Source organism: Zestomonas carbonaria (assembly GCF_904061905.1).
GTDB lineage: Bacteria > Pseudomonadota > Gammaproteobacteria > Pseudomonadales > Pseudomonadaceae > Aquipseudomonas > Aquipseudomonas carbonaria.
Map to the genome: position 1 here is coordinate 42,503 of NZ_CAJFCI010000030.1, position 21,525 is coordinate 64,027.

Here is a 21,525-nt window from a genome sequence, read left to right on the forward strand (position 1 = left end):
CCCCCTACAGGATGTTCTGCCATGTCACTCGATATCGTCATTCTCGCCGCCGGCCAAGGTACCCGCATGCGCTCGGCGCAGCCCAAGGTACTGCACCCGCTGGCCGGCAAATCGATGCTCGGCCACGTGCTCGACACCGCCCGCCAACTGGAGCCGCAGGGCATCCACGTGGTGATCGGCCATGGCGCCGAGCAGGTGCGCGCGCGATTGGCGGCGAACGACGTCGATTTCGTGCTGCAGGCTGAACAGCTCGGCACCGGCCATGCCGTCGCCCAGGCGCTGCCGGGGGTTACCGCCGAGCAGGTGCTGATCCTCTATGGCGACGTGCCGCTGATCGAGGCCGATACCCTGCAACGCCTGCTCGCCAAGGTCGGCCCCGAGCGACTGGCCCTGCTGACCGTCGAGTTGGACGACCCGACTGGCTACGGGCGCATTCTCCGCGACGGCGCCGGGCGGGTGACGGCGATCGTCGAGCACAAGGACGCCACGGCGGAGCAGAGGGCTGTACGCGAAGGCAACACCGGCATCCTCGCCGTGCCTGGCGCGCGCCTGGCCGACTGGCTCGGCCGGCTGTCCAACGACAACGCCCAGGGCGAGTACTACCTGACCGACGTGATCGCCATGGCAGTGGCCGACGGCCTGGTCATCGAGACCGTGCAGCCGCACGACGCCATGGAAGTGCAGGGCGCCAACGACCGTATCCAGCTTGCCGAACTGGAGCGCCACTACCAGTTGCGAGCCGCCCGCCGCCTGATGGCCCAGGGCGTGACCCTGCGCGACCCGGCGCGCTTCGATGTGCGCGGAGAGGTGACGGTCGGCCGCGACGTGCTGATCGACGTCAACGTGATTCTCGAAGGCCGGGTGGTGATCGAGGACGATGTGCAGATCGGTGCCAACTGCGTGATCAAGGACAGCACCCTGCGCAAGGGCGCCATCGTCAAGGCCAACAGCCACCTGGAAGGCGCCGAGCTGGGCGAGGGCGCCGACTGCGGCCCGTTCGCCCGCCTGCGTCCCGGTGCAGTGCTGGGGGCCAAGGCGCATGTCGGCAACTTCGTCGAACTGAAGAACGCGGTGCTGGGCGAGGGCGCCAAGGCCGGTCACCTGAGCTACCTGGGCGATGCCGAGATCGGTGCGCGCACCAACATCGGCGCCGGCACCATCACCTGCAACTACGACGGCGCCAACAAGCACCGCACGGTGATGGGCGCGGACGTGTTCATCGGTTCCAACAGTTCGTTGGTCGCGCCGCTGACCCTGGGAGACGGCGTCACCACCGGCGCCGGCTCGACCATCACCCAGGACGTGCCGGCCGGCACCCTGGCCGTGGGGCGCGGCAAGCAGCGCAATATCGACGGCTGGAAGCGACCGACAAAAGCAGCGGCAAGCCGTAAGCCATAAGCTGCAAGCAAGAGCCAGGAGCGGTACGGAGCTTTTGACGGGCTGCGGATGCCGGCCTGTACTCTGATCCGCTTGCCGCTTGCCGCTGATTTATGTTTTGATTCGCGCACGTTATCTTTCGAATCGAAACTTAAATGTCCAAGCGCAACACCCCTCAACGCCGCCACTCCATCCTCGCGCTGCTCAACGAGCAGGGCGAGGTGAGCGTGGATGCGCTGGCGCAGCACTTCGCCACTTCTGAAGTTACGATTCGAAAGGATCTGGCCGAGTTGGAAAAGAACGGCCTGCTGCTGCGGCGTTATGGCGGCGCGGTGCCGATGCCGCAGGAGCTGATCGGTGATGCCGGCCAGCCGGTGTCGCGCTACAAGCAGGCCATCGCCCGGGCGGCGGTGGGGCTGATCCGCGAGCATGCGCGGATCATCATCGACAGCGGCAGCACCACCGCGGCGATGATTCCCGAGCTGGGCTACAAGCCGGGCCTGGTGGTGATGACCAACTCGCTGAACGTCGCCAAGGCGCTTAGCGACCTCGAGCACGAGCCGGTGCTGCTGATGACCGGCGGCACTTGGGACCCGCACTCGGAATCCTTCCAGGGCCAGGTGGCCGAGCAGGTACTTCGCTCCTACGATTTCGACCAGTTGTTCATCGGCGCCGACGGTATCGACCTGCAGCGCGGGACCACCACCTTCAACGAACTGCTCGGCCTCTCCAGGGTGATGGCGGAAGTCGCTCGCGAAGTCATCGTGATGATCGAGGCCGACAAGTTCGGCCGCAAGATCCCCAACCTCGAGCTGCCCTGGAGCAGCGTGCATACCCTGATTACCGACGATCGCCTGCCGGAAGAGGCGCGCGAACACATCCTCGCCCGTGGCATCAAGCTGATCGTCGCGGCCTGAAACAAAGGAGAACACCGATATGTGCGGCATCGTGGGCGCCATCGCCGAACGCAATATCACCGCGGTACTGGTCGAAGGCCTCAAGCGCCTGGAGTACCGCGGCTACGACAGCGCCGGCCTGGCGCTGTTCAACACCGAAGGGGCGCTCGAGCGTCGCCGCCGGGTCGGCAAGGTGGCCGAACTGGAGCGTGCCCTGGCCGGCGAACCGCTGGCCGGCCGGCTGGGCATCGCCCACACCCGCTGGGCGACCCATGGCGCGCCCAGCGAGAACAATGCCCACCCGCACTTCTCCGGCAACGACCTGGCAGTGGTGCACAACGGCATCATCGAGAACCACGAGGCACTGCGCGAACGCCTCAAGGGGCTGGGCTACGTGTTCAGCTCGGACACCGACACCGAGGTCATCGTCCACCTGCTCGACCACAAGCTGCAGGAACTCGGCGACCTCACCACCGCGCTCAAGGCCACGGTCGCCGAACTGCACGGCGCCTATGGCCTGGCGGTGATCAGTGCCAAGCAGCCGGACCGCCTGCTCGCCGCGCGCAGCGGCAGCCCGCTGGTGATCGGCCTGGGCCATGGCGAGAACTTCCTGGCCTCCGATCAACTTGCCCTGCGCCAGGTGACCGACCGCTTCATGTACCTGGAAGAGGGCGATATCGCCGAGATCCGCCGCGACAGCGTGCAGGTCTGGGACGCTTCCGGCCGGCCGGTGCAACGTGAGACGGTACAGCACCGCGAAGGCGCCGAGGCCGCCGACAAGGGCGAGTACCGGCACTTCATGCTCAAGGAGATCCACGAGCAGCCGAGCGTGGTGCAGCGTACCCTGGAAGGCCGCCTGGGCCAGCAGCAGGTGCTGGTCGACGCGTTCGGCCCGCAGGCCGCCGAGCTGTTCGCCAAGGTCCGCAACGTGCAGATCGTCGCCTGCGGCACCAGCTACCATGCCGGCATGGTCGCCCGTTACTGGCTGGAGGAACTGGCCGGAGTGCCCTGCCAGGTCGAGGTGGCCAGCGAATTCCGCTACCGCAAGGTGGTGGTGCAGCCCGATACCCTGTTCGTGACCATTTCACAGTCCGGCGAAACCGCCGACACCCTGGCCGCCCTGCGTAACGCCAAGGCGCTGGGCTACCTGGCCAGCCTGGCGATCTGCAACGTCGGCATCAGCTCCCTGGTGCGCGAGTCCGACCTGACCCTGCTGACCCAGGCCGGTCCCGAGATCGGCGTGGCCTCGACCAAGGCCTTCACCACCCAGTTGGTCGCCCTGATGCTGCTGACCCTGGCTGTCGGCCGCGCCCGTGGCAGCCTGGAAGGTGCCGTCGAGGCCGGACTGGTCGAGGAGCTGCGCCGCCTGCCGGCCCGCCTGGGCGAAGCGCTGGCGATGGACAGGACGGTGGAGAAGATCGCCGAGCTGTTCGCCGAGAAGCACCACACCCTGTTCCTCGGCCGTGGCGCGCAGTACCCGGTGGCCATGGAAGGCGCGCTCAAGCTCAAGGAGATTTCCTACATCCATGCCGAGGCCTATCCGGCCGGTGAGCTCAAGCACGGGCCGCTGGCGCTGGTGGACAGCGACATGCCGGTGGTGACCGTGGCGCCGAACAACGAACTGCTCGAGAAGCTCAAGTCCAACTTGCAGGAAGTGCGCGCGCGCGGCGGCGAGCTGGTGGTCTTCGCCGATCGCGAGGCGGGCCTGGACAACGGCGAGGGGACCCACGTGGTGCACGTGCCGCACATCGCGGATGCGCTGGCGCCGATCCTCTACACCGTGCCACTGCAACTGCTGTCCTACTACGTCGCCGTGCTCAAGGGCACCGACGTCGACCAGCCGCGCAACCTGGCCAAGAGCGTCACCGTCGAGTGATCGACCGCGACGCCCTGGCTGCTCAGTGGCTGTGCGCCGGGGCCTTGCCGGCGGCGGCCGGTTGCCAGATGCCGGCGTCGGAGGCATCCACCTTCCTGGGCAGCAGCCCCGCGCTCAGGAAGGCGTCGGCGATGGCCTGCTGTTCGGCGAGGCTTTCGCGGGTGACGGGCTGCACGTCATAGCTGCGCCGGGCATTGGCCTGCTGCACGGTCGTCGCGTCCAGGCCGCCCCATAGCGGTCCCAGCAGGCTGGCGGCCTCGCCGGGATTGTCCTTGATCCAGCGGCCGGTGTTCCGCAGGGTGTCGAAGACCACCGCCAGTACTTCCGGGTGCTTTTCGGCGTAAGCGGAGGAGGCCAGGTAGTAGCGCTGGTAGCTGGCCAGCCCCTCGCCGCTGCTTAGCGTGCGGGCATGTTGCTGGAGCTGGGCGCTGGAGACGAAGGGTTCCCAGGTGACCCAGGCATCCACGTTGCCGTTTTCGAAGGCGGCCCGGCCGTCGGCCGGCGTCAGGTAGGAGGGCTGGATGTCGCTGAAGGTGAGCCCGGCCTTGGCCAGGGCAGCGATCAGCAGGTAGTGGCTGCCGGCGGCCTTGGTCACGGCCACGCGCTTGCCCTTGAGATCCGCCAGGCTTTGCAGTGGGGAATCCTGCGGCACCAGGATGGCCTGCGCGGTCGGCGAGGGGGTTTCCAGGGCGTAGTAGGTCAGTTGGGCGCCCGCCGCCTGGGCGAAGACCGGGACGGTGTCCGCCACGTCGGCGGAGATGTCGACGTTGCCGACGTTCAGCGACTCCAGCAGCGGCAGGCCGCTGGGGAATTCATGCCAGGTGACCTTGGTGCCCTTTTCGGCAAGGGCCTTTTCGAGGGTGCCCTGCTGCTTGACCACGGTCAGCAATGTCGAGGATTTCTGGAAACCGATGCGCAAGGTATCGGCATGCGCCGGGAGGCTGGCCAGGCCGCCCAGGACGGCGCCTGCCAGCAGAAGCGGACGAAGGAACGAAGACATGGATGACCTCCTGGATGTCGATCGGGCCGGCCGGGTTCGCAACCCCGTGCCGGGTGAGATCAAAGAACATACAGGTATAAAAAAATAATAATAAATAGCTTTTTGGTCTTTTCTTATGAATGGAAGGCCAGTGGCCATGTATCGCTATGGGAGAGATGCGTGCCGGGTTCTTCCACCTTGGTCGTCTTGATTGATCGCGATAAATCGCCTTCGCTTCCGGTGTCTGGAAGGGGTGATCAGAACGCGCCTTCTATTAACATCACATGTTAATGTAATGCACATGTTTCTCCGCAAAGGGGGCTGTCATGCTGGCGGTGCAAGAGGCGTGGAAGGCTGGTCTGCTGGGGCGCGAGCATTGGTTGCGCAACTTGGTGGCCGGGGTCGTCGTCGGGGTAGTGGCGCTGCCGCTGGCCATGGCTTTCGCCATCGCCTCGGGGGTGAAGCCCGAGCAGGGCATCTACACGGCGATCGTCGCCGGCGTGCTGGTCTCGCTGTTCGGCGGTAGCCGCCTGCAGATCGCCGGGCCGACCGGTGCTTTCATCGTCATCCTCGCCGGGGTCACCGCCAAGTACGGTGTCGACGGCCTGCAGATCGCCACCCTGATGGCCGGCTTGATCCTGCTGCTGCTGGGCATCAGCCGCCTCGGTTCGATCATCAAGTTCATCCCGGACCCGGTGATCGTCGGTTTCACCGCCGGTATCGGGGTGATCATCTGGGTCGGCCAGTGGAAGGACTTCTTCGGCTTGCCGGCGGTGACCGGCGAGCATTTCCACGAACGGGTGTGGCACCTGTTGCTGACCCTGCCGGAATTGCACCTGGCGACTACCGCCCTGGCCGTCCTGGCCCTGCTGCTGGTGATTGGTTCCCCACGGGTTCCCGGCTTGCGCAAGGTGCCGGGGCCGTTGGTGGCGATGGCGGTGGTCACTGCCATCCAGGCGATGTTCCAGTTCGATGGCGTGGCCACCATCGGCAGTGCGTTCGGCGGCATTCCCCAGGGGCTGCCGAGCCTCAGCCTGCCGGAAGTCACCCTGCCACGCATTCTCGAACTGATCGGCCCGGCCTTCGCCATCGCCATGCTCGGCGCCATCGAGTCGCTGCTCTCGGCGGTAGTGGCCGACGGCATGGCCGGCACCAAGCATGATTCCAACCAGGAACTGATCGGCCAGGGCATCGCCAACCTGGCCGCGCCACTGTTCGGCGGTTTCGCTGCCACCGGCGCGCTGGCGCGTACCGCGACCAACATCCGCAACGGCGCCAGCGGCCCGCTGGCCGGTGTGTTCCACGCCCTGACCCTGGTGCTCATCCTGTTGTTCCTCGCCCCGCTGGCGGCGGACATTCCGCTCTGCGCGCTGGCCGCCATTCTCTTCGTGGTGGCCTGGAACATGAGCGAGCTGAAGCACTTCAAGCGCATGTTGCAGCGCGCCCCTCGGGCCGACGTGGCGGTGCTGCTGGTGACCTTCCTGCTCACCGTGTTCAGCGACCTGGTGATTGCGGTGAACATCGGGGTGATCCTGGCGATGCTGCTGTTCATGCGCCGCATGGCCGGCTCGGTGGAGGTGCAGCAGGTGGTCGAGCATGAGCTGGAGGCCGAACTGGGCGGCAACGGCCAGACCCTCCTGCCCCCCGGCGTGCTGGTCTACACCATCGAGGGGCCGCTGTTCTTCGGCGCGGCGGAGACGTTCGAGCGGGTCCTGGCGCAGACCCATACCGACCCGCAACTGCTGGTGATCCGCCTCAAGCGCGTGCCGTTCATGGACATCACCGGCATCCAGACTCTCGAGGAGGTCATCCAGCAACTGCACCTGCGCAACATCCGCGTGAAGCTCTGCGAGGCCAATGCCAAGGTGCTGGGCAAGCTGGGCAAGGCCGGGATATTGAAGGCTATCGGCACCGAGCACTATCACGCCGACTTCAAGTCGGCGCTGGCCAGCCTGTCGGAGGCCGAGCCCGCTCCGGCGCCAGGCTCCTAGCCAGCTTCACCCTGTAGGAGCGAGCTCTGCTCGCGAAGCTTTTGATACGCCACTATTCGCGAGCAGAGGACTGTGGCGTCCCCTCACTCCTACACAGCCCCGGTCGGTCCGCCCTAGGATTTCCTGCCGCCCGTCTTGCTTTGCGTGGCATAGCTGACGCCGTGCTGGCTGAGGTAGTCGCGGATCAACTGGCGCACCACTTGAGAGGGGGTCAGGTCCTGGGCCGCGCAGAGCTCTTCGAAGGCTTTTTTCTTCACGGGGTCGATCAGCACGGTCAGTCGTGCGGTCTTGTTTTCCATCGAATGGTCCGATCAAGGCGTAGGCAGGTCCGCCGCAGTGTAATGAGCACGTCGCGGACTGTCATCGAAGTGTGGTCACAACCGCCGTCATAGACATAGTCTGTTAACCTCATAGTTTGGAGAGTCACACAACTGGACTACGCTTTGCCTTGTCTTTTCACGGACAGGGGGGTTCTCCTATGCTGGCGCAACTCGAGCCGGCCCTGAGCGGACTTAAGCTGCCTTTGCGGCTACGCCTGTGGGACGGTAAGGAACTCGATCTCGGCCCCGAGCCGAGCGTTACCCTGGTGCTGCACGACCCGAGCGTGGTCGCGCAACTGAAGAGTCCCAGCCTGGATGCGCTGGGCAGTGCCTACGTCGAGGGCAAGCTCGGTCTGGAGGGGCCGATCCGCGAGGTGATTCGCATCGGCGACGTGATCAGCCAGGCGCTGGTCGGCGAGAATGGCGACGCACCTCCTTCGCGACAGATGCACGACAAGGCCACCGACGCGGCGGCAATCTCCTACCACTACGACCTTTCCAACGACTTCTACGCGTTGTGGCTGGACCGCGACATGGTCTATTCCTGCGCCTATTTCGAGACCGGCAAGGAAGACCTCGACACCGCCCAGCAGGCCAAGCTGCGTCATCTGTGCCGCAAGCTGCGCCTGGCGCGCGGCGATTACCTGCTGGATGTCGGTTGTGGCTGGGGCGGCCTGGCGCGCTTCGCCGCCCGGGAGTTCGGCGCGCGGGTGTTCGGCATCACCCTCAGCAAGGAGCAGTTGGCGCTGGCCCGGCAGCGGGTCGAGGACGAGGGGCTCGAAGGCCAGGTGGAGCTGGAACTGCTCGACTACCGCGACCTGCCGCAGGATGGCCGCTTCGACAAGGTGGTCAGCGTCGGCATGTTCGAGCACGTCGGCCACGTCAACCTGCCACTGTACTGCGAGCGGCTGTTCGGCGCGGTGCGCCCGGGCGGGCTGGTGATGAACCACGGCATCACCGCCAAGCACCTCGATGGCCGCCCGGTGGGGCGTGGCGCCGGCGAGTTCATCGACCGCTACGTGTTCCCCCACGGCGAGCTGCCACACCTGGCACGGATGGTCGGCAACCTGAGCGAGGCCGGCCTCGAGGTGGTCGATGTGGAAAGCCTGCGCCTGCACTATGCGCGGACCCTGGAGTTCTGGAGCCAGAACCTGGAAAACCGGCTGGACGAGGCGTCGGGGATGGTCCCGGAGCAGACCCTGCGCATCTGGCGGTTGTACCTGGCTGGTTGTTCCTATGCCTTCTCCCAGGGCTGGATCAACCTGCACCAGATCCTCGCCGTCAAGCCGCTGGAGGATGGCTCCCACACGCTTCCCTGGAGCAGGGCGGACCTGTATCGCTGACGAAGAGGGCGCACGGCGGGCGGAGCATGGCTTAGCATACGGCTCGACTTCGTCCGCCCGAGCCATCCATGCCCGCTTCGCTGCAGCGCTACCGCGTCGTTCTTATCGTACTGGCGATCATTGCCGGCCTGCTCCTGAGCGGCTGGCTGGCCGGGCGCTATGCCGAGCAGCGCGCCTGGACCGAGCGTAGCGGCGAGGCGCACAGCCAGTTGCTGCTCTATGCCCAGTCGATCCGTACCCTGGTGGAGCGTTTCAGCTCGGTACCGCAGTTGCTGGCCATGGACAGCGACATCAAGGCCCTGCTGCGCACTCCCGGCGACGACGCCCTGCGCCAGGCCCTCAACCGGCGGCTGGAGCGCCTCAACGAGGCGGCCGGTTCCACCGTGCTCTATCTGCTCGACCGCCAGGGCGAAACCCTGGTGGCCAGCAACTGGCGCGACTGGAGCAGTTTCGTCGGCAACAACTACGCCTTCCGCCCCTACTTCCAGGATGCCCTGCGCAACGAAGGGGCCCGCTACTTCGCCGTTGGCGTGACCACCGGCATTCCCGGCTACTTCCTTTCCCATGTGGTGCGCGACGTCGACGGCAGCCTGCTTGGCGTGCTGGTGGTCAAGCTCGAACTGGAGGAACTGCAACGCGAGTGGGTCGACCAGCCCGGCGTGCTGCTGGTGACCGACAGTTACCAGGTGGTGGTCCTCAGCAACCGGCCGGCCTGGCGTTTCCGGGCCTTGCAGGCGTTGGACGAAGCGGCCCGCGCCGAACTGGTGGAGGTGCGCAGGTACGCCGAGCAGGCCCTGCGGCCGCTGTCGCTGCAACGTCACAGGCTCATAGACGACGGCAGCGACTGGATGCAGGTCGATGGCCCGGACGGTGCTCGTGACTACCTCTGGCAGCGCCTGGCCATGCCCGATGAAGACTGGACCCTGCACCTGCTGATGGAGCCGAGCAGCCTGGCCGATACGGTGCGCAGCTACCGCCTGGCCGCCGCTGGGGTGTGGATGACCCTGGCCTTCCTCCTGCTGTTCCTCGCCCAGCGGCGCAAGAACCAGCGCCTGCAGGCCGGGATTCGCGAGCGGCTGGAGCAGGAGGTGACGCTGCGCACCGCCGAGCTACGCCAGGCCCAGGAAGGTCTGGTGCATGCCGCCCGGATGGCCGCCCTCGGGCAGATGTCGGCAGCCATGGCCCACGAGATCAACCAGCCGCTGACCGCCTTGCAGATGCAACTCGGCAGCCTGCGCCTGCTGCACGGCAGCGGCCGCAACGACGAGGTGCGCGAGGGGCTGCAACGGGTCGATGGACTGTTGCAGCGCATGGCCGCGCTGACCGGCCACCTCAAGACCTTCGCCCGCAAGAGCCCGGCGGGCCTGAGCGAACGGCTGCGCCTGGCCGAGGTGCTGGAGCAGGCCCTGCAACTGCTGGCGCCGCGCATCCGCAACGAACAGGTGCGCTTGCACAGCCGCCTCGATTCAGAGGTCCAGGTGCTGGGGGATGCCATCCGCCTGGAGCAGGTGCTGCTCAACCTGCTGCACAACGCCCTGGACGCCATGGCCGAGGCGGATGAGCGGGTGCTCGAGCTGTCCATCACCCGCGACGGCGGCGATTGCCTGCTCCGAGTCGGGGACAGTGGCGGCGGCATCGCCGATGACGACCTGGCGCGGGTGTTCGAGCCCTTCTTCACCACCAAGCCGGTGGGGCAGGGGTTGGGCCTGGGACTGGCGGTATCCTATGGCATCGTGCGCGAACTGGGCGGCAGCCTGAGCGTGGCCAACGGCGAGCGCGGCGCGGTGTTCACCCTGCGCCTGCCGGTGGCGCCGTAGCCCGGATGCAATCCGGGGGGCGGTGTGGTGTTCCCGGATTTCATCCGGGCTACAGGCTGATCGGCGTAGGGTGGATCGTGGCGCGTAGCTGACGCTGTTTTCATCCACCGTCGAATCCGTGGCTGTGGTGGATGGGTGAAGCGTCATCCACCCTACGACTACGACTGTGCTGGCTCCTACGGGGCCGGGTGCGATATACACTGCCGCCGTCGAAACAGGAGGTGCCATGACTGGTCGGGTGATAGTGGTCGATGATGAAGCGGCGATCCGCGAGGCGGTGCAGCAGTGGCTGCAGTTGTCCGGCTTCGAGGTGAACGCCTGTGCCAGCGCCGCCGAGGCCCTGGCCCTGGTCGATCGCGACTTCCCCGGCATCGTGGTCAGCGATGTGCGGATGCCCGGCAGCGACGGCCTGCAACTGCTCGACCGGCTGCTGGAAGTGGACCGCGACCTGCCGGTGATCCTGGTCACCGGCCACGGCGACGTGCCCATGGCGGTGCAGGCCCTGCGCCAGGGCGCCTACGACTTCATCGAAAAGCCCTTCACCCCCGAGCGCCTGCTGGACAGCGTGCGCCGCGCCCTGGACAAGCGCCGGCTGGTCTGCGAGAACCGCCAGCTACGTCAGCACGCGGCGCTCAAGGATCATATCGAAGCCAGCCTGCTGGGCGTTTCCAGGCCCATGGAGCACCTGCGCCGGCAGATCATCGAGCTGGCGCAGACCCCGGTCAACGTGCTGGTCCGTGGCGAAACCGGCAGCGGCAAGGAGCGCGTCGCCCGTTGCCTGCACGACTTCGGCCCGCGCGCGAGCAAACCCTTCGTGGCCCTGAACTGTGCGGCGATTCCCGAGAGCATCTTCGAGAGCGAGCTGTTCGGTCACGAGAGCGGTGCCTTTACCGGCGCCCAGGCCAAGCGCATCGGGCGTATCGAGCACGCCGACGGCGGTACCCTGTTCCTCGACGAAGTGGAGGGCATGCCGCTGGCGCAGCAGGTCAAGCTGCTGCGCGTGTTGCAGGAGAAGACCCTGGAGCGGCTCGGCTCCAACAAGAGCATCAAGGTCGACCTGCGGGTGATCAGCGCGGCCAAGCCGGACCTGCTCGAAGAGGTCAGGGCCGGGCGTTTCCGCGAGGACCTGCTCTACCGCCTGAATGTCGCCGTGCTGCAAATCCCGCCGCTGCGCGAGCGGCGCGAGGACATTCCGCTGCTGTTCGAGCATTTCGCCGCCCAGGCGGCCGAGCGTCATGGCCGCGAGGCACCGCCGCTGTCGCCCATGGAACTGGCGCGGCTGCTCGGCCATGACTGGCCGGGCAACGTGCGCGAGCTGATCAACGCCGCCGAACGCCATGCCCTGGGCCTGAGCAGCCCGCCGCCGGAAGGGTTCTCCGGGCAGTCCCTGGCCCAGCAGATGGAAGCCTTCGAGGCCATGTGCCTGCACAATGCCCTGATGCACTGCCAGGGCAACATCGCCGCAGTGATGGAGCTGCTGCAACTGCCGCGACGCACCCTCAACGAGAAAATGCAGCGCCATGGCCTGAGCCGTGGCGACTACCTTCCGGCCGGCAGCGACGAGCAGGCGTAGCCGCTCCTGCAGGGCGGCGTGGTATCGGCGGAATCTTGCCGATACCTTGTCCCGGGTCGGCGGATTCTCGCGCAAAAACCACCCCTCCAATCTTGAAAACCCCTCTGGAATGGGCCTTTCCGGCTTTGGCACGGGCCCTGCTATGGCTGTCTCCAGCGGCGTGGCATCGAGCAGCGCCGACAACCATAAAAACAATGGAGATTCCCCCATGCGACTGACCAAGCGCCTGAGTCTGTTCGCCGCTGCCGCGGCCATCACTGCCAGCACCGCGGCCTATGCCGCGCCCACCTTCATCAACGTCCTCACCGGCGGCACCAGCGGGGTCTATTACCCAATCGGCGTGGCCCTGTCGCAGCTCTACGGCAGCATCGATGGCGCCCGTGCGTCGGTGCAGGCGACCAAGGCCTCGGTGGAAAACCTCAACCTGCTGCAGGCCGGCCGTGGCGAACTGGCCTTCGCCCTGGGCGACTCGGTGGAAGATGCCTGGAACGGTGTCGAAGACGCCGGCTTCAAGACTCCGCTGAAGAAGATCCGTGCCATTGCCGGTACCTACCCCAACTACATCCAGATCGTCGCCAGCAAGGAATCCGGGATCAAGACCCTGGAAGACCTCAAGGGCAAGCGCATCTCCGTGGGGGCGCCGAAGTCCGGCACCGAGCTGAACGCCCGCGCCATCTTCGAAGCCGCCGGCCTGAGCTACAAGGACATGGGCCGCGTCGAGTTCATGCCCTACGCCGAGTCGGTCGAGCTGATCAAGAACCGCCAGTTGGACGCCACCCTGCAATCTTCCGGTCTGGGCATGGCGGCGATTCGCGACCTGGCGTCAATGGTGCCGCTGAACTTCGTGGCGGTCCCCGCCGAGGTGGTGGCCAACATCAAGAGCGACGCCTACCAGGCGGGCGTAATCCCGGCCGGCACCTACGATGGTCAGGACGAGGACGTGCCCACCGTGGCCATCACCAACATCCTGGTCAGCCATGAAGGAGTGTCCGACGACGTGGCCTACCAGATGACCAAGCTGATGTTCGACAACCTGCCGCGCCTGGCCACTTCGCACTCCGCGGCCCAGGACATCAAGCTGGAGCACGCCACCGCCAACCTGCCGATCCCGCTGCATCCTGGCGCCGAGCGCTTCTACAAGGAGCAGGGCCTGATCCAGTAAGGCAGGCCGATTCCCCTCTCCCGCTGGGAGAGGGTGTCCGGAGTTTGCAGGATGGGTTGCGCCTGTGCGTCCCTACCCATCTTGCGAGCGTTCGTCTTTTCGCCCCAGGGACCTTGTCATCATGAGCGAACAACAAGGCTTGCACGCCAGCCCCAACCAGTGGCCGAAAGCGCTGTTCTATGCCGCGCTGCTGTTTTCCATCTACCAGATCATCACCGCGGCCTTCCATCCGGTGTCCAGCCAGGTGCTGCGCGCCGGCCATATCGGCTTCCTGCTGCTGCTGGTGTTCCTCTGCTACCCGTCCAGGGGCAATGGCCGGCCGTTCCAGCCGCTGGCCTGGCTGCTGGGCCTGGCGGGCATGGCCACCTTCGCCTACCAGTGGATTTTCGAGGCCGACCTGATCCAGCGTTCCGGCGACCTGACCACCAGCGACCTGATCGTCGGCGTCACCCTGCTGGTGCTGATCTTCGAGGCGGCGCGGCGGGTCATGGGCATCGCCCTGCCGCTGGTTTGCGGCGCGTTCCTCGCCTACGGCCTGTTCGGCCAGTACCTGCCGGGTGACTTTGCCCATCGTGGCTACGGCTTCGACCAGATCATCAATCAGTTGTCCTTCGGCACCGAGGGCTTCTACGGCACGCCGACCTATGTGTCGGCCACCTACATCTTCCTGTTCATCCTGTTCGGCGCGTTCCTCGAGCAGGCCGGGATGATCAAGCTGTTCACCGACTTCGCCATGGGTATGTTCGGCCATCGCACCGGCGGCCCGGCCAAGGTCTCCGTGGTGTCTTCGGTGCTGATGGGCACCATCACCGGCTCCGGGGTGGCCAACGTGGTCACCACCGGCCAGTTCACCATCCCGCTGATGAAGCGCTTCGGCTACAAGCCGGCGTTCGCCGGTGGCATCGAGGCCACGGCCAGCATGGGCAGCCAGATCATGCCGCCGGTGATGGGCGCGGTGGCCTTCATCATGGCCGAGACCATCAACGTGCCATTCGTCGAGGTGGCCAAGGCCGCGCTGATCCCGGCCTGCCTGTACTTCGGCTCGGTGTTCTGGATGGTTCACCTGGAGGCCATCAAGCACAACCTCAAGGGCCTGCCGAAAGATGAGTGCCCGAGCGCCTGGGCGGCGGTGAAGGAGCGCTGGTTCCTGCTGATCCCGCTGGCGGTGCTGGTCTACCTGCTGTTCACCGGACGCACGCCGATGTTCTCCGGCACCGTGGGCCTGGCGCTGACCGCCATCGTCATCCTCGGTTCGGCGATCATCCTGCGCGCCAACTCGTTCTGGCTGCGCATGGCCTTCTGGGTGGCGCTGGGCGTGCTCTGCGCCGGCTTCTTCCAGCTCGGCATCGGGGTGATCTTCGGCGTCATCGCCGCCCTGGTGGCCGGCTGCTGGTTCATCAAGGGCGGCCGCGAGACCCTGACCGCCTGCGTGTTCGCGCTGGTCGAGGGCGCTCGCCACGCCGTTCCGGTGGGCATCGCCTGCGCCCTGGTCGGGGTGATCATCGGCATCGTCTCGCTGACCGGCATCGCCTCCACCTTCGCCGGCTACATCCTCGCCATCGGCCAGGACAACCTGTTCCTGTCCCTGGTGCTGACCATGCTCACCTGCCTGGTGCTGGGCATGGGCATCCCGACCATCCCCAACTACATCATCACCAGCGCCATCGCCGCGCCGGCGCTGCTGGAGCTGGGCGTGCCGCTGATCGTCTCGCACATGTTCGTGTTCTATTTCGGCCTGATGGCGGACCTCACCCCGCCGGTGGCGCTGGCTTGCTTCGCCGCCGCGCCGATCGCCAAGGAGAACGGCCTGAAGATCAGCCTGGTGGCGGTCAAGGTGGCCATCGCCGGCTTCATCGTGCCGTTCATGGCGGTTTACGACCCGGCGCTGATGATGCAGGGCGACGATTGGACCGCCACCTTGTACATGGTGGTCAAGGCGATATTCGCCGTGGGCCTGTGGGGGATCGCCGTGGTCGGCTACTACAGCGCGCCGCTGGCCTGGTGGGAGCGCCTGCTGGCGCTGGTCGCCGGTTTCACCCTGGTGCTGGCCATGCCGCTGACCGACGAGTTCGGCTATGCCCTCGGCATCCTGCTGATGGCTCAGCACGTCTGGCGCGCGCGCCGGGCCAACGCCCTGGCGGCCACGGCCTGAGGCCGGGCGGAGCATGCTCGGACTCTGCATGGGCCTGGCCGGGGTGGTCTGGGCGGAGCTGCCGGCTCCGTCCTTCACCCTGGCCTGGACCCATACGATCGAGAAGATTCGCTGGGAAGAGGATTACCGCGTCACGCCGTCCGGGCTGCTGCTCGGCGAGGCGCGGATCAAGGGTTCTGGCGCCGGCATGGAGATTCCGGACGGCGCCGAACTTCGCGAGGGGGCCTGGCACTACCAGAGCCATCTGCCGCCCTTGCAGCCCCTGCGCCTGGGACGTACGCCCGAGGCAGGGGATTACCAACTGTGTATCGACCAGCGTTGCCGCCCCCTGGGCGACTGGGTCGGCCCGCCACAAGCGGACCGGCCGGCGCTGGAACTCTGGAGCTGCGAAACCGGCTCCGGGGCGGGTTGAGTCCGGCGCGACGAGCGCCGGCCACCCCTTTCTTCAAAGAATCGGCGAGATCAGCCGCGCCACTCGCATACCCAACTGACGCAGGCGGTCGACCTTCTGGTCGTCCTCCACGCTGAGTTCGTAGGCCCGGTGGAAATCCTCCTCCAGCATGCGCTGCACCTGGTCGGCGAAGCCCGCATCGTGGGTCAGCAGCATGACTTCGAAATTCAGCCGGAACGAACGGTTGTCCAGGTTGGCGCTGCCGATGGCGCAGCTATCGTCGTCGATCAGCATCACCTTCTGGTGCAGGAAACCCGGCTGGTAGCGGAAGATGCGGACCCCGGCGCGCAACGCCTCGAAGGCAAACAGGGTGGAGGCGGCGTAGACGATCTTGTGGTCGGGGCGCGCCGGCAGCAGGATGCGCACGTCCACGCCGCGCATCACCGCCAGGCGCAACGCGGCGAATACCGACTCGTCGGGGACGAAATAGGGGCTGGTTATCCACAGCCGTTCGCGCGCTGCCTGGATCGCCTCGACGAAGAACAGCGAGCAGGTCTCCTGCGAATCCGCCGGGCCGCTGGCGATCAACTGGCAGAGCATGCCGCCGTCGCCGAAGCTGCTCGGCAGGATCAGCGGCGGCAGGCGGCGCGCGGCCCAGTACCAGTCCTCGGCGAAGGTCTCCTGCAGGCAGGTCAGCACCGGTCCGCGGATCTCTATATGGGTGTCGCGCCAGGGCGCCAGCGGGGGCTTGAGGCCGAGATATTCGTCGCCGACGTTGTGACCGCCGATGAAGCCGACCTCGCCGTCGACCACGACGATCTTGCGGTGGTTGCGGAAGTTGATCTGGAAGCGGTTGAGCATGCCGCGCCGGGTGGCGAAGGCGTGGACCTGCACGCCGCCGGCGCGCAGGCGTTCGACATAGGCGGCCGGCAGGGTGTGGCTGCCGATGCCGTCGTAGAGCAGGTAGACGCCGACGCCGGTGGCGGCCCGTTCCAGCAGCAGGTCGGCCAGGCGGCGGCCGAGCGGGTCGTCGCGGATGATGAAGAACTGCACCAGCACCACCTGGCGGGCGGCGGCGATGGCGGCGAAGATCGCCTCGAAGGTGGCTTCGCCGTCGATCAGCAGGCGTACCTGGTTATGCGCCAGCGGTGGCATCGGGCTCAGCCGCGGCATTGCCAGCAGCTTGCCGGTCTGGGTCGAGCGGCGCGCGGCCAGCGCCTCGGCGACCCACGGGCGCCAGTCGAGGTCGGCCATGGCGTCGTGCATCTCGCGGTTGGCCTGGCGCCGCGCGCGGATATAGGCGTCGAAGCTGCTGCGGCCGAACACCAGGTAGGGCACCAGGGTCAGGTAGGGCATGAACAGCAACGACAGCGCCCAGGCGATGGCGCCTTGCGCGGTGCGCACGGTGAGCACCGCGTGGATCGCCGCGATCACGCCGAGCAACTGGACGCTGGCGATCAGGTAACCGAACAGGTGGGGAATGGCGGCGAGATCCATGCCTGGCTCTTATTCGCGAGACTTCCCTCACAGACTACCTGGCGTAGCGAAGCGTTCAATCCCCACGCCAGTTCCAACTGCTTTCCGCCACCGCGTCATGGGCGTGCAGGCTCTCCGCATGTTCGACGCGCAGGTGGAAGCCATCGATGTCCGGCAACCGGCGAAGGGCCTGGTGCAGGCGGCGCGCGGCGTCTTCGCAGAACATCGGATTCTGGCCATTGGCGAGGGCGAAGGCCTGCTCGTCGGCGCGTTTCACCGCCGTCTGTAGCGCGGTTCCGAGCGCCTGTTCGAGGGGATCGACCAGGCCTTTCAGGGGAATGCATGCGCAATCTTCATGCAGGCGTACCCGGACCTGGGCGGTACTGCGCTGGCTGTGCGGGGTGGCGACGATACCCTGGTCGCTGCCCAGCCAGGCCAGCACGGCCTCGTGGTCCGGCGGCCTGGCGGAGAAATCGTCGGCGAAGCGCTGCTGGATCAGTTGCCGGGCCAGTGCCGCGGAACACGGGCAGGTCGACGAATAGCCGATTTCCACCCGTAGTTCCACGTGAAACCCCCGCGCATCCAGGCCTGCATCGATTTGCAGCGGATAAGCCTTCCAGCCGGACAAGGTGCTGACCAGCGCCGGGCGTTGGAGCAGTGCTTCCGTGCGCAGTCGCAACTGTGCGCGGGTGGACAGGCCGCTGTGGCTGTCGAGGAACGCTTCCAGTACCCGCCTCAGTGACGCCGGCGACAGCGGCTCATGCTCCAGGCGCTCCAGCGCCAGGTACAGGCGCGACATGTGGATGCCGCGCGCCGCGCCGTCGGCCAGGTCGACACCCGCATCGGCCCGTGCCATCAGCCGTTCGCCATCGAGCCGCACCGGCAGGGCGATGCCGCACATGCCCACCCAGTCCAGGGCGAGCGGATCTTCACGGGTTTGCCCGGCGATATCGGGCAGGGTGGTCAGGGCGTTCATCGGGAGGTTCTCGCGGAGGGCTTGGTCGATTGTTATTGTTATAATATAACATTAATGATTCAAGCCCCATGAAGTAGCCCGCCATGACCGAACAGGAACTGCTCGCCCAACCGGACTCCGCCTACATGAACGATGCCCAGCAGGCGTTCTTCCGCAACCTGCTGCTGGAACAGCGCCACGAATTGCAGGCACGCATCGACGAGGAACTCGTCCTGCTGCGCGAGCAGGAGTTCATCAGCGACCCCAACGACCAGGGTAGCGCCGAGGAACAGCGCCGCTGGCAACTGCGCCTGCTCGAGCGCGAGAAGAAGCTGCTGGACAAGATCGACCGGGCGCTCGAACGCCTGGCCTGCGGCGAGTACGGCTGGTGCGCGGAAACCGGCGAGCCGATCGGCCTGCGCCGCCTGCTGCTGCGGCCCACCGCGACCCTGTGCATCGAAGCGAAAGAACGCCAGGAACGGCGCGAAAAACATCTCCGTGATAGCTGAAGAGGTATTCCCGATGGACCCGCGACTCCCTGTCACCGTGTTATCCGGCTTTCTCGGCGCCGGCAAGAGCACGCTGCTCAACCATGTCCTGAAGAACCGTGAGAACCGCCGCGTGGCGGTGATCGTCAACGACATGAGCGAAATCAACATCGACGCCAGCGAAGTGCAGCGCGACGTCACCCTCGCGCGTGGCGAGGAAAAGCTCGTCGAGATGAGCAACGGCTGCATCTGCTGCACCTTGCGCGAGGACCTGCTGGAAGAGGTCAGCCGGCTGGCCCGCGAGGGACGCTTCGACTACCTGCTGATCGAGTCCACCGGCATCTCCGAACCCCTGCCGGTGGCCGAGACCTTCACCTTCCGCGACGAGCAGGGCCGCAGCCTGTCCGACCTGGCGCGGCTGGATACCCTGGTCACGGTGGTCGACGGGGTGAACTTCCTGCCCGACTTCCATGCCGCGCGGAGCCTGGCCAGCCGTGGCGAGACCCTGGGCGAGGAGGACGAGCGCGCGATCACCGACCTGCTGATCGAGCAGGTGGAATTCGCCGATGTGATTCTGATCAGCAAGATAGACCTGATTTCCGGTGCCCAGCTCGAGGAACTGACGGCGATTCTCCGCAGCCTCAACACCCACGCCGAGATCCTGCCGATGTCCATGGGCCAGGTAGCGCTGGAAAGCATCCTCGACACCGGACGCTTCGACTTCGAGCGCGCGGCGCAGGCGCCGGGCTGGCTGAAGGAGCTGCGCGGCGAGCACGTGCCGGAAAGCGAGGAATACGGCATCTCCTCGACCGCCTACCGGGCGCGGCGGCCGTTCCACCCACAGCGCTTCCACGATTTCCTCACCCGCGAATGGGACAACGGCAACCTGCTGCGCTCCAAGGGCTTCTTCTGGCTGGCCAGCCAGTACCGCGAGGCCGGCAGTTGGTCACAGGCCGGCGGCCTGATGCGTCACGGCCCGGCCGGGCGCTGGTGGCGCTTCGTACCGAAGGCGCACTGGCCGCAGGACGAAGAGAGCCTGCAGGCGATCCTCAGGCACTGGGACGTGCAGGTCGGCGACTGCCGCCAGGAACTGGTGTTCATCGGCCAGAATATCGACTTCGCGCGCCTGACCGCCGAACTGGACGCCTGCCTGCTCGACGATGCGGAAATGGCGGCCGGCGTGGAGGCCTGGCAATGCCTGCCCGATCCGTTCGGCCCCTGGACCAGGGAGGTGGCCTGATAGCGCGGAGCGGCCCATGGCCGTGAATCGCGCGCATGGCGCGCTCCTACAGGCCATGAGCAGTTCGGGCTAGCGAGCCATCCACACGCCCTTGTTCTGCCGCTCGCAGTAGGGCTTGAGGTAGTTGGCGTCGCTCTCCACGCCGTAGTAGTGGATGTCCTGGCGATAGGGCAGGTTGGACACCTGGGCGTTGCGGCAGACACCGAACGAGCCCTGCGGGCACTGCGCGACGAACTCCACCTCGACCTTCTGGCCCTTGAGCTGCGGCTGGCAGAAACCGTCGCGGAACATCTGCGGCGGGATGCTCTGGTTCTGCTGGCAGACCTTGACGTCCAGCCGGTTGCCCTGGGTGTGCACCACGCAGGCTTCGGCTTGGGCCAGCAGGGGAAGGGCGGAACAGAGCAGGGCGAACAGGTGGCGCATGGACTGGTCTCCGGAAGCGATGCGCTGCACTCTAGGGCTTTCCCGTTGGCCGGTACAAGCCGCAGCATAGGCAGATGTTGACGCATATCCCCACCCACCTGATCGCTGGCCCGCTTGGCGCCGGCAAGACCAGCCTGATCCGCGACCTGCTGGCCCAGCGTCCGGCGCACGAGCGCTGGGCGGTGCTGATCAACGAGTTCGGCCAGATCGGCCTGGATGCCGCGTTGCTGGATGACGGCGGCGATGGCGTGCGACTGGCCGAAGTCGCTGGCGGCTGCCTGTGCTGCGTCAACGGCGCGCCGTTCCAGGTCGGGCTCGGTCGCCTGCTGCGCCGGGCGAAGCCGCAGCGCCTGCTGATCGAACCTTCCGGGCTCGGCCATCCCGCCGAGCTGCTGCGCCAGTTGGGCGAGCCGCCGTGGGATTCGGTGCTGGCCGTGCAACCCACGGTGCTGGTGCTGGACGCCGCCGCCCTGGCCGATGGCCAGGCGCTGCCGGATAGCCAGCAGGCGGCTTTGGGCGGGGCCGGGCTGTTGCTGCTGAACAAGGCGGAAAGCCTGGACGAGGTGGCCCGGGCGCGCCTGGTCGCGGCCCTGCCGGACGTACTGCTGCGCTGGACCAGCCAGGGTCGCCTGCCCTTCGTCGAACTGCCCGGCCACGACGTACAGGCCGGCGCTGTCGATGCCGAACGACTGCCGGGTGGTGCCGCGCCGCCGCCAGCGCTGTGGCGCACCCCGGACGAACCGATCTGCCGGATACAGGCCCAGGCCGAAGGCTGGAGCATCGGCTGGCGCTGGCACCCCAGCCAGAGCTTCGAGCTGCTGCGCGTGCAGCAATGGCTCGCGAGCCTGCCCTGGCGGCGCGCCAAGCTGGTGTTGCAGACCAATGCCGGCTGGCTGTCGGCCAACGCCCTGGACGGCGAAGCGCCGCACTGGCGGGCCAGCGAATGGCGCAAGGATTCGCGCCTGGAGCTGATCTTCGCCGAGGCGCAGGATGAAGAGGTGTTGCGAACGGGGATGGCTGCCTGTCGGCTGCAACAGGGCTAAACTGCCCTCCCATTTTCCGTCGA

At 66.7% G+C, this 21,525-nt stretch carries 18 protein-coding genes; 13 read left to right on the top strand and 5 right to left on the bottom strand.

Annotated elements, in window-relative coordinates; translation table 11 throughout:
• Window positions 1-21 precede the first annotated feature (21 nt).
• The 3 genes from glmU to glmS all read left to right on the top strand — a co-directional run bounded on the left by glmU (window position 22) and on the right by glmS (window position 4,149).
• A complete protein-coding gene (glmU, locus tag PSEWESI4_RS06940) occupies window positions 22-1,398 on the top strand; it encodes a bifunctional UDP-N-acetylglucosamine diphosphorylase/glucosamine-1-phosphate N-acetyltransferase GlmU (RefSeq protein ID WP_187670460.1) in 1,377 nt (458 codons plus the stop codon).
• A 134-nt stretch (window positions 1,399-1,532) separates the two neighbouring features.
• Window positions 1,533-2,294 (top strand): DeoR/GlpR family DNA-binding transcription regulator, encoded by a 762-nt coding sequence (locus PSEWESI4_RS06945; RefSeq protein WP_187670461.1) that lies wholly within the window; start codon window positions 1,533-1,535, stop codon window positions 2,292-2,294.
• 19 nt (window positions 2,295-2,313) lie between these two features.
• Window positions 2,314-4,149, top strand: coding sequence for a glutamine--fructose-6-phosphate transaminase (isomerizing) (gene glmS / locus PSEWESI4_RS06950; RefSeq protein ID WP_187670462.1), 1,836 nt, complete (start codon window positions 2,314-2,316; stop codon window positions 4,147-4,149).
• Window positions 4,150-4,171: 22 nt separating this feature from the next.
• Here glmS and PSEWESI4_RS06955 read toward each other — a convergent pair whose 3' ends face one another.
• The gene (locus PSEWESI4_RS06955) at window positions 4,172-5,149 is read right to left on the bottom strand and encodes an aliphatic sulfonate ABC transporter substrate-binding protein (protein WP_187670463.1); all 978 of its coding nucleotides are present in this window, start codon (window positions 5,147-5,149) and stop codon (window positions 4,172-4,174) included.
• Between the two features lie 305 nt (window positions 5,150-5,454).
• Here PSEWESI4_RS06955 and PSEWESI4_RS06960 point away from each other — a divergent pair, with 305 nt between their 5' ends.
• Window positions 5,455-7,119 (top strand): SulP family inorganic anion transporter, encoded by a 1,665-nt coding sequence (locus PSEWESI4_RS06960; protein ID WP_187670464.1) that lies wholly within the window; start codon window positions 5,455-5,457, stop codon window positions 7,117-7,119.
• A 113-nt stretch (window positions 7,120-7,232) separates the two neighbouring features.
• Here PSEWESI4_RS06960 and PSEWESI4_RS06965 read toward each other — a convergent pair whose 3' ends face one another.
• Window positions 7,233-7,418 carry a ribbon-helix-helix domain-containing protein gene (locus PSEWESI4_RS06965; protein WP_187670465.1) on the bottom strand — a complete coding sequence of 62 codons (186 nt, stop codon included), beginning with the start codon at window positions 7,416-7,418 and terminating at the stop codon, window positions 7,233-7,235.
• A gap of 179 nt (window positions 7,419-7,597) precedes the next feature.
• Between PSEWESI4_RS06965 and cfaB the strand changes: the two genes are divergently transcribed.
• From cfaB to PSEWESI4_RS06995, 6 genes are all read left to right on the top strand, one after another.
• Window positions 7,598-8,782 (top strand): C17 cyclopropane fatty acid synthase CfaB, encoded by a 1,185-nt coding sequence (gene cfaB, locus PSEWESI4_RS06970; protein ID WP_187670466.1) that lies wholly within the window; start codon window positions 7,598-7,600, stop codon window positions 8,780-8,782.
• Between the two features lie 68 nt (window positions 8,783-8,850).
• Window positions 8,851-10,599, top strand: a complete 1,749-nt coding sequence (locus PSEWESI4_RS06975) for a sensor histidine kinase (protein ID WP_187670467.1) — start codon at window positions 8,851-8,853, stop codon at window positions 10,597-10,599.
• Window positions 10,600-10,825: 226 nt separating this feature from the next.
• Window positions 10,826-12,172 carry a sigma-54-dependent transcriptional regulator gene (locus tag PSEWESI4_RS06980; RefSeq protein WP_187670468.1) on the top strand — a complete coding sequence of 449 codons (1,347 nt, stop codon included), beginning with the start codon at window positions 10,826-10,828 and terminating at the stop codon, window positions 12,170-12,172.
• A 208-nt stretch (window positions 12,173-12,380) separates the two neighbouring features.
• The gene (locus PSEWESI4_RS06985; RefSeq protein ID WP_187670469.1) at window positions 12,381-13,334 is read left to right on the top strand and encodes a TAXI family TRAP transporter solute-binding subunit; all 954 of its coding nucleotides are present in this window, start codon (window positions 12,381-12,383) and stop codon (window positions 13,332-13,334) included.
• Window positions 13,335-13,455: 121 nt separating this feature from the next.
• The gene (locus tag PSEWESI4_RS06990) at window positions 13,456-15,486 is read left to right on the top strand and encodes a TRAP transporter permease (RefSeq protein WP_187670470.1); all 2,031 of its coding nucleotides are present in this window, start codon (window positions 13,456-13,458) and stop codon (window positions 15,484-15,486) included.
• 13 nt (window positions 15,487-15,499) lie between these two features.
• Window positions 15,500-15,898, top strand: a complete 399-nt coding sequence (locus PSEWESI4_RS06995; RefSeq protein WP_187670471.1) for a DUF1850 domain-containing protein — start codon at window positions 15,500-15,502, stop codon at window positions 15,896-15,898.
• Between the two features lie 33 nt (window positions 15,899-15,931).
• Here the strand turns inward: PSEWESI4_RS06995 and cls are convergent, their stop codons facing one another.
• Both cls and folE2 read right to left on the bottom strand, forming a co-directional pair.
• Window positions 15,932-17,374, bottom strand: a complete 1,443-nt coding sequence (gene cls, locus PSEWESI4_RS07000) for a cardiolipin synthase (protein ID WP_187670472.1) — start codon at window positions 17,372-17,374, stop codon at window positions 15,932-15,934.
• Window positions 17,375-17,429: 55 nt separating this feature from the next.
• The gene (folE2, locus tag PSEWESI4_RS07005) at window positions 17,430-18,329 is read right to left on the bottom strand and encodes a GTP cyclohydrolase FolE2 (protein WP_187670473.1); all 900 of its coding nucleotides are present in this window, start codon (window positions 18,327-18,329) and stop codon (window positions 17,430-17,432) included.
• A gap of 83 nt (window positions 18,330-18,412) precedes the next feature.
• Here folE2 and dksA point away from each other — a divergent pair, with 83 nt between their 5' ends.
• Window positions 18,413-18,817 carry an RNA polymerase-binding protein DksA gene (dksA, locus tag PSEWESI4_RS07010; RefSeq protein WP_187670474.1) on the top strand — a complete coding sequence of 135 codons (405 nt, stop codon included), beginning with the start codon at window positions 18,413-18,415 and terminating at the stop codon, window positions 18,815-18,817.
• A gap of 13 nt (window positions 18,818-18,830) precedes the next feature.
• Window positions 18,831-20,036, top strand: a complete 1,206-nt coding sequence (zigA, locus tag PSEWESI4_RS07015; protein ID WP_187670475.1) for a zinc metallochaperone GTPase ZigA — start codon at window positions 18,831-18,833, stop codon at window positions 20,034-20,036.
• A gap of 69 nt (window positions 20,037-20,105) precedes the next feature.
• Here zigA and PSEWESI4_RS07020 read toward each other — a convergent pair whose 3' ends face one another.
• Window positions 20,106-20,459 (bottom strand): NADH:ubiquinone oxidoreductase, encoded by a 354-nt coding sequence (locus PSEWESI4_RS07020; protein WP_187670476.1) that lies wholly within the window; start codon window positions 20,457-20,459, stop codon window positions 20,106-20,108.
• A gap of 74 nt (window positions 20,460-20,533) precedes the next feature.
• Here PSEWESI4_RS07020 and PSEWESI4_RS07025 point away from each other — a divergent pair, with 74 nt between their 5' ends.
• Window positions 20,534-21,502: a CobW family GTP-binding protein gene (locus PSEWESI4_RS07025; RefSeq protein WP_187670477.1), complete on the top strand. Its 969-nt coding sequence runs from the start codon at window positions 20,534-20,536 to the stop codon at window positions 21,500-21,502.
• Window positions 21,503-21,525 lie beyond the last annotated feature (23 nt).

Coding starts and splice junctions, on each gene's coding strand:
- glmU (WP_187670460.1), top strand. CDS start 22: ATGTCACTCGATATCGTCATTCTCGCCGCCGGCCAAGGTACCCGCATG.
- PSEWESI4_RS06945 (WP_187670461.1), top strand. CDS start 1,533: ATGTCCAAGCGCAACACCCCTCAACGCCGCCACTCCATCCTCGCGCTG.
- glmS (WP_187670462.1), top strand. CDS start 2,314: ATGTGCGGCATCGTGGGCGCCATCGCCGAACGCAATATCACCGCGGTA.
- PSEWESI4_RS06955 (WP_187670463.1), bottom strand. CDS start 5,149: ATGTCTTCGTTCCTTCGTCCGCTTCTGCTGGCAGGCGCCGTCCTGGGC.
- PSEWESI4_RS06960 (WP_187670464.1), top strand. CDS start 5,455: ATGCTGGCGGTGCAAGAGGCGTGGAAGGCTGGTCTGCTGGGGCGCGAG.
- PSEWESI4_RS06965 (WP_187670465.1), bottom strand. CDS start 7,418: ATGGAAAACAAGACCGCACGACTGACCGTGCTGATCGACCCCGTGAAG.
- cfaB (WP_187670466.1), top strand. CDS start 7,598: ATGCTGGCGCAACTCGAGCCGGCCCTGAGCGGACTTAAGCTGCCTTTG.
- PSEWESI4_RS06975 (WP_187670467.1), top strand. CDS start 8,851: ATGCCCGCTTCGCTGCAGCGCTACCGCGTCGTTCTTATCGTACTGGCG.
- PSEWESI4_RS06980 (WP_187670468.1), top strand. CDS start 10,826: ATGACTGGTCGGGTGATAGTGGTCGATGATGAAGCGGCGATCCGCGAG.
- PSEWESI4_RS06985 (WP_187670469.1), top strand. CDS start 12,381: ATGCGACTGACCAAGCGCCTGAGTCTGTTCGCCGCTGCCGCGGCCATC.
- PSEWESI4_RS06990 (WP_187670470.1), top strand. CDS start 13,456: ATGAGCGAACAACAAGGCTTGCACGCCAGCCCCAACCAGTGGCCGAAA.
- PSEWESI4_RS06995 (WP_187670471.1), top strand. CDS start 15,500: ATGCTCGGACTCTGCATGGGCCTGGCCGGGGTGGTCTGGGCGGAGCTG.
- cls (WP_187670472.1), bottom strand. CDS start 17,374: ATGGATCTCGCCGCCATTCCCCACCTGTTCGGTTACCTGATCGCCAGC.
- folE2 (WP_187670473.1), bottom strand. CDS start 18,329: ATGAACGCCCTGACCACCCTGCCCGATATCGCCGGGCAAACCCGTGAA.
- dksA (WP_187670474.1), top strand. CDS start 18,413: ATGACCGAACAGGAACTGCTCGCCCAACCGGACTCCGCCTACATGAAC.
- zigA (WP_187670475.1), top strand. CDS start 18,831: ATGGACCCGCGACTCCCTGTCACCGTGTTATCCGGCTTTCTCGGCGCC.
- PSEWESI4_RS07020 (WP_187670476.1), bottom strand. CDS start 20,459: ATGCGCCACCTGTTCGCCCTGCTCTGTTCCGCCCTTCCCCTGCTGGCC.
- PSEWESI4_RS07025 (WP_187670477.1), top strand. CDS start 20,534: ATGTTGACGCATATCCCCACCCACCTGATCGCTGGCCCGCTTGGCGCC.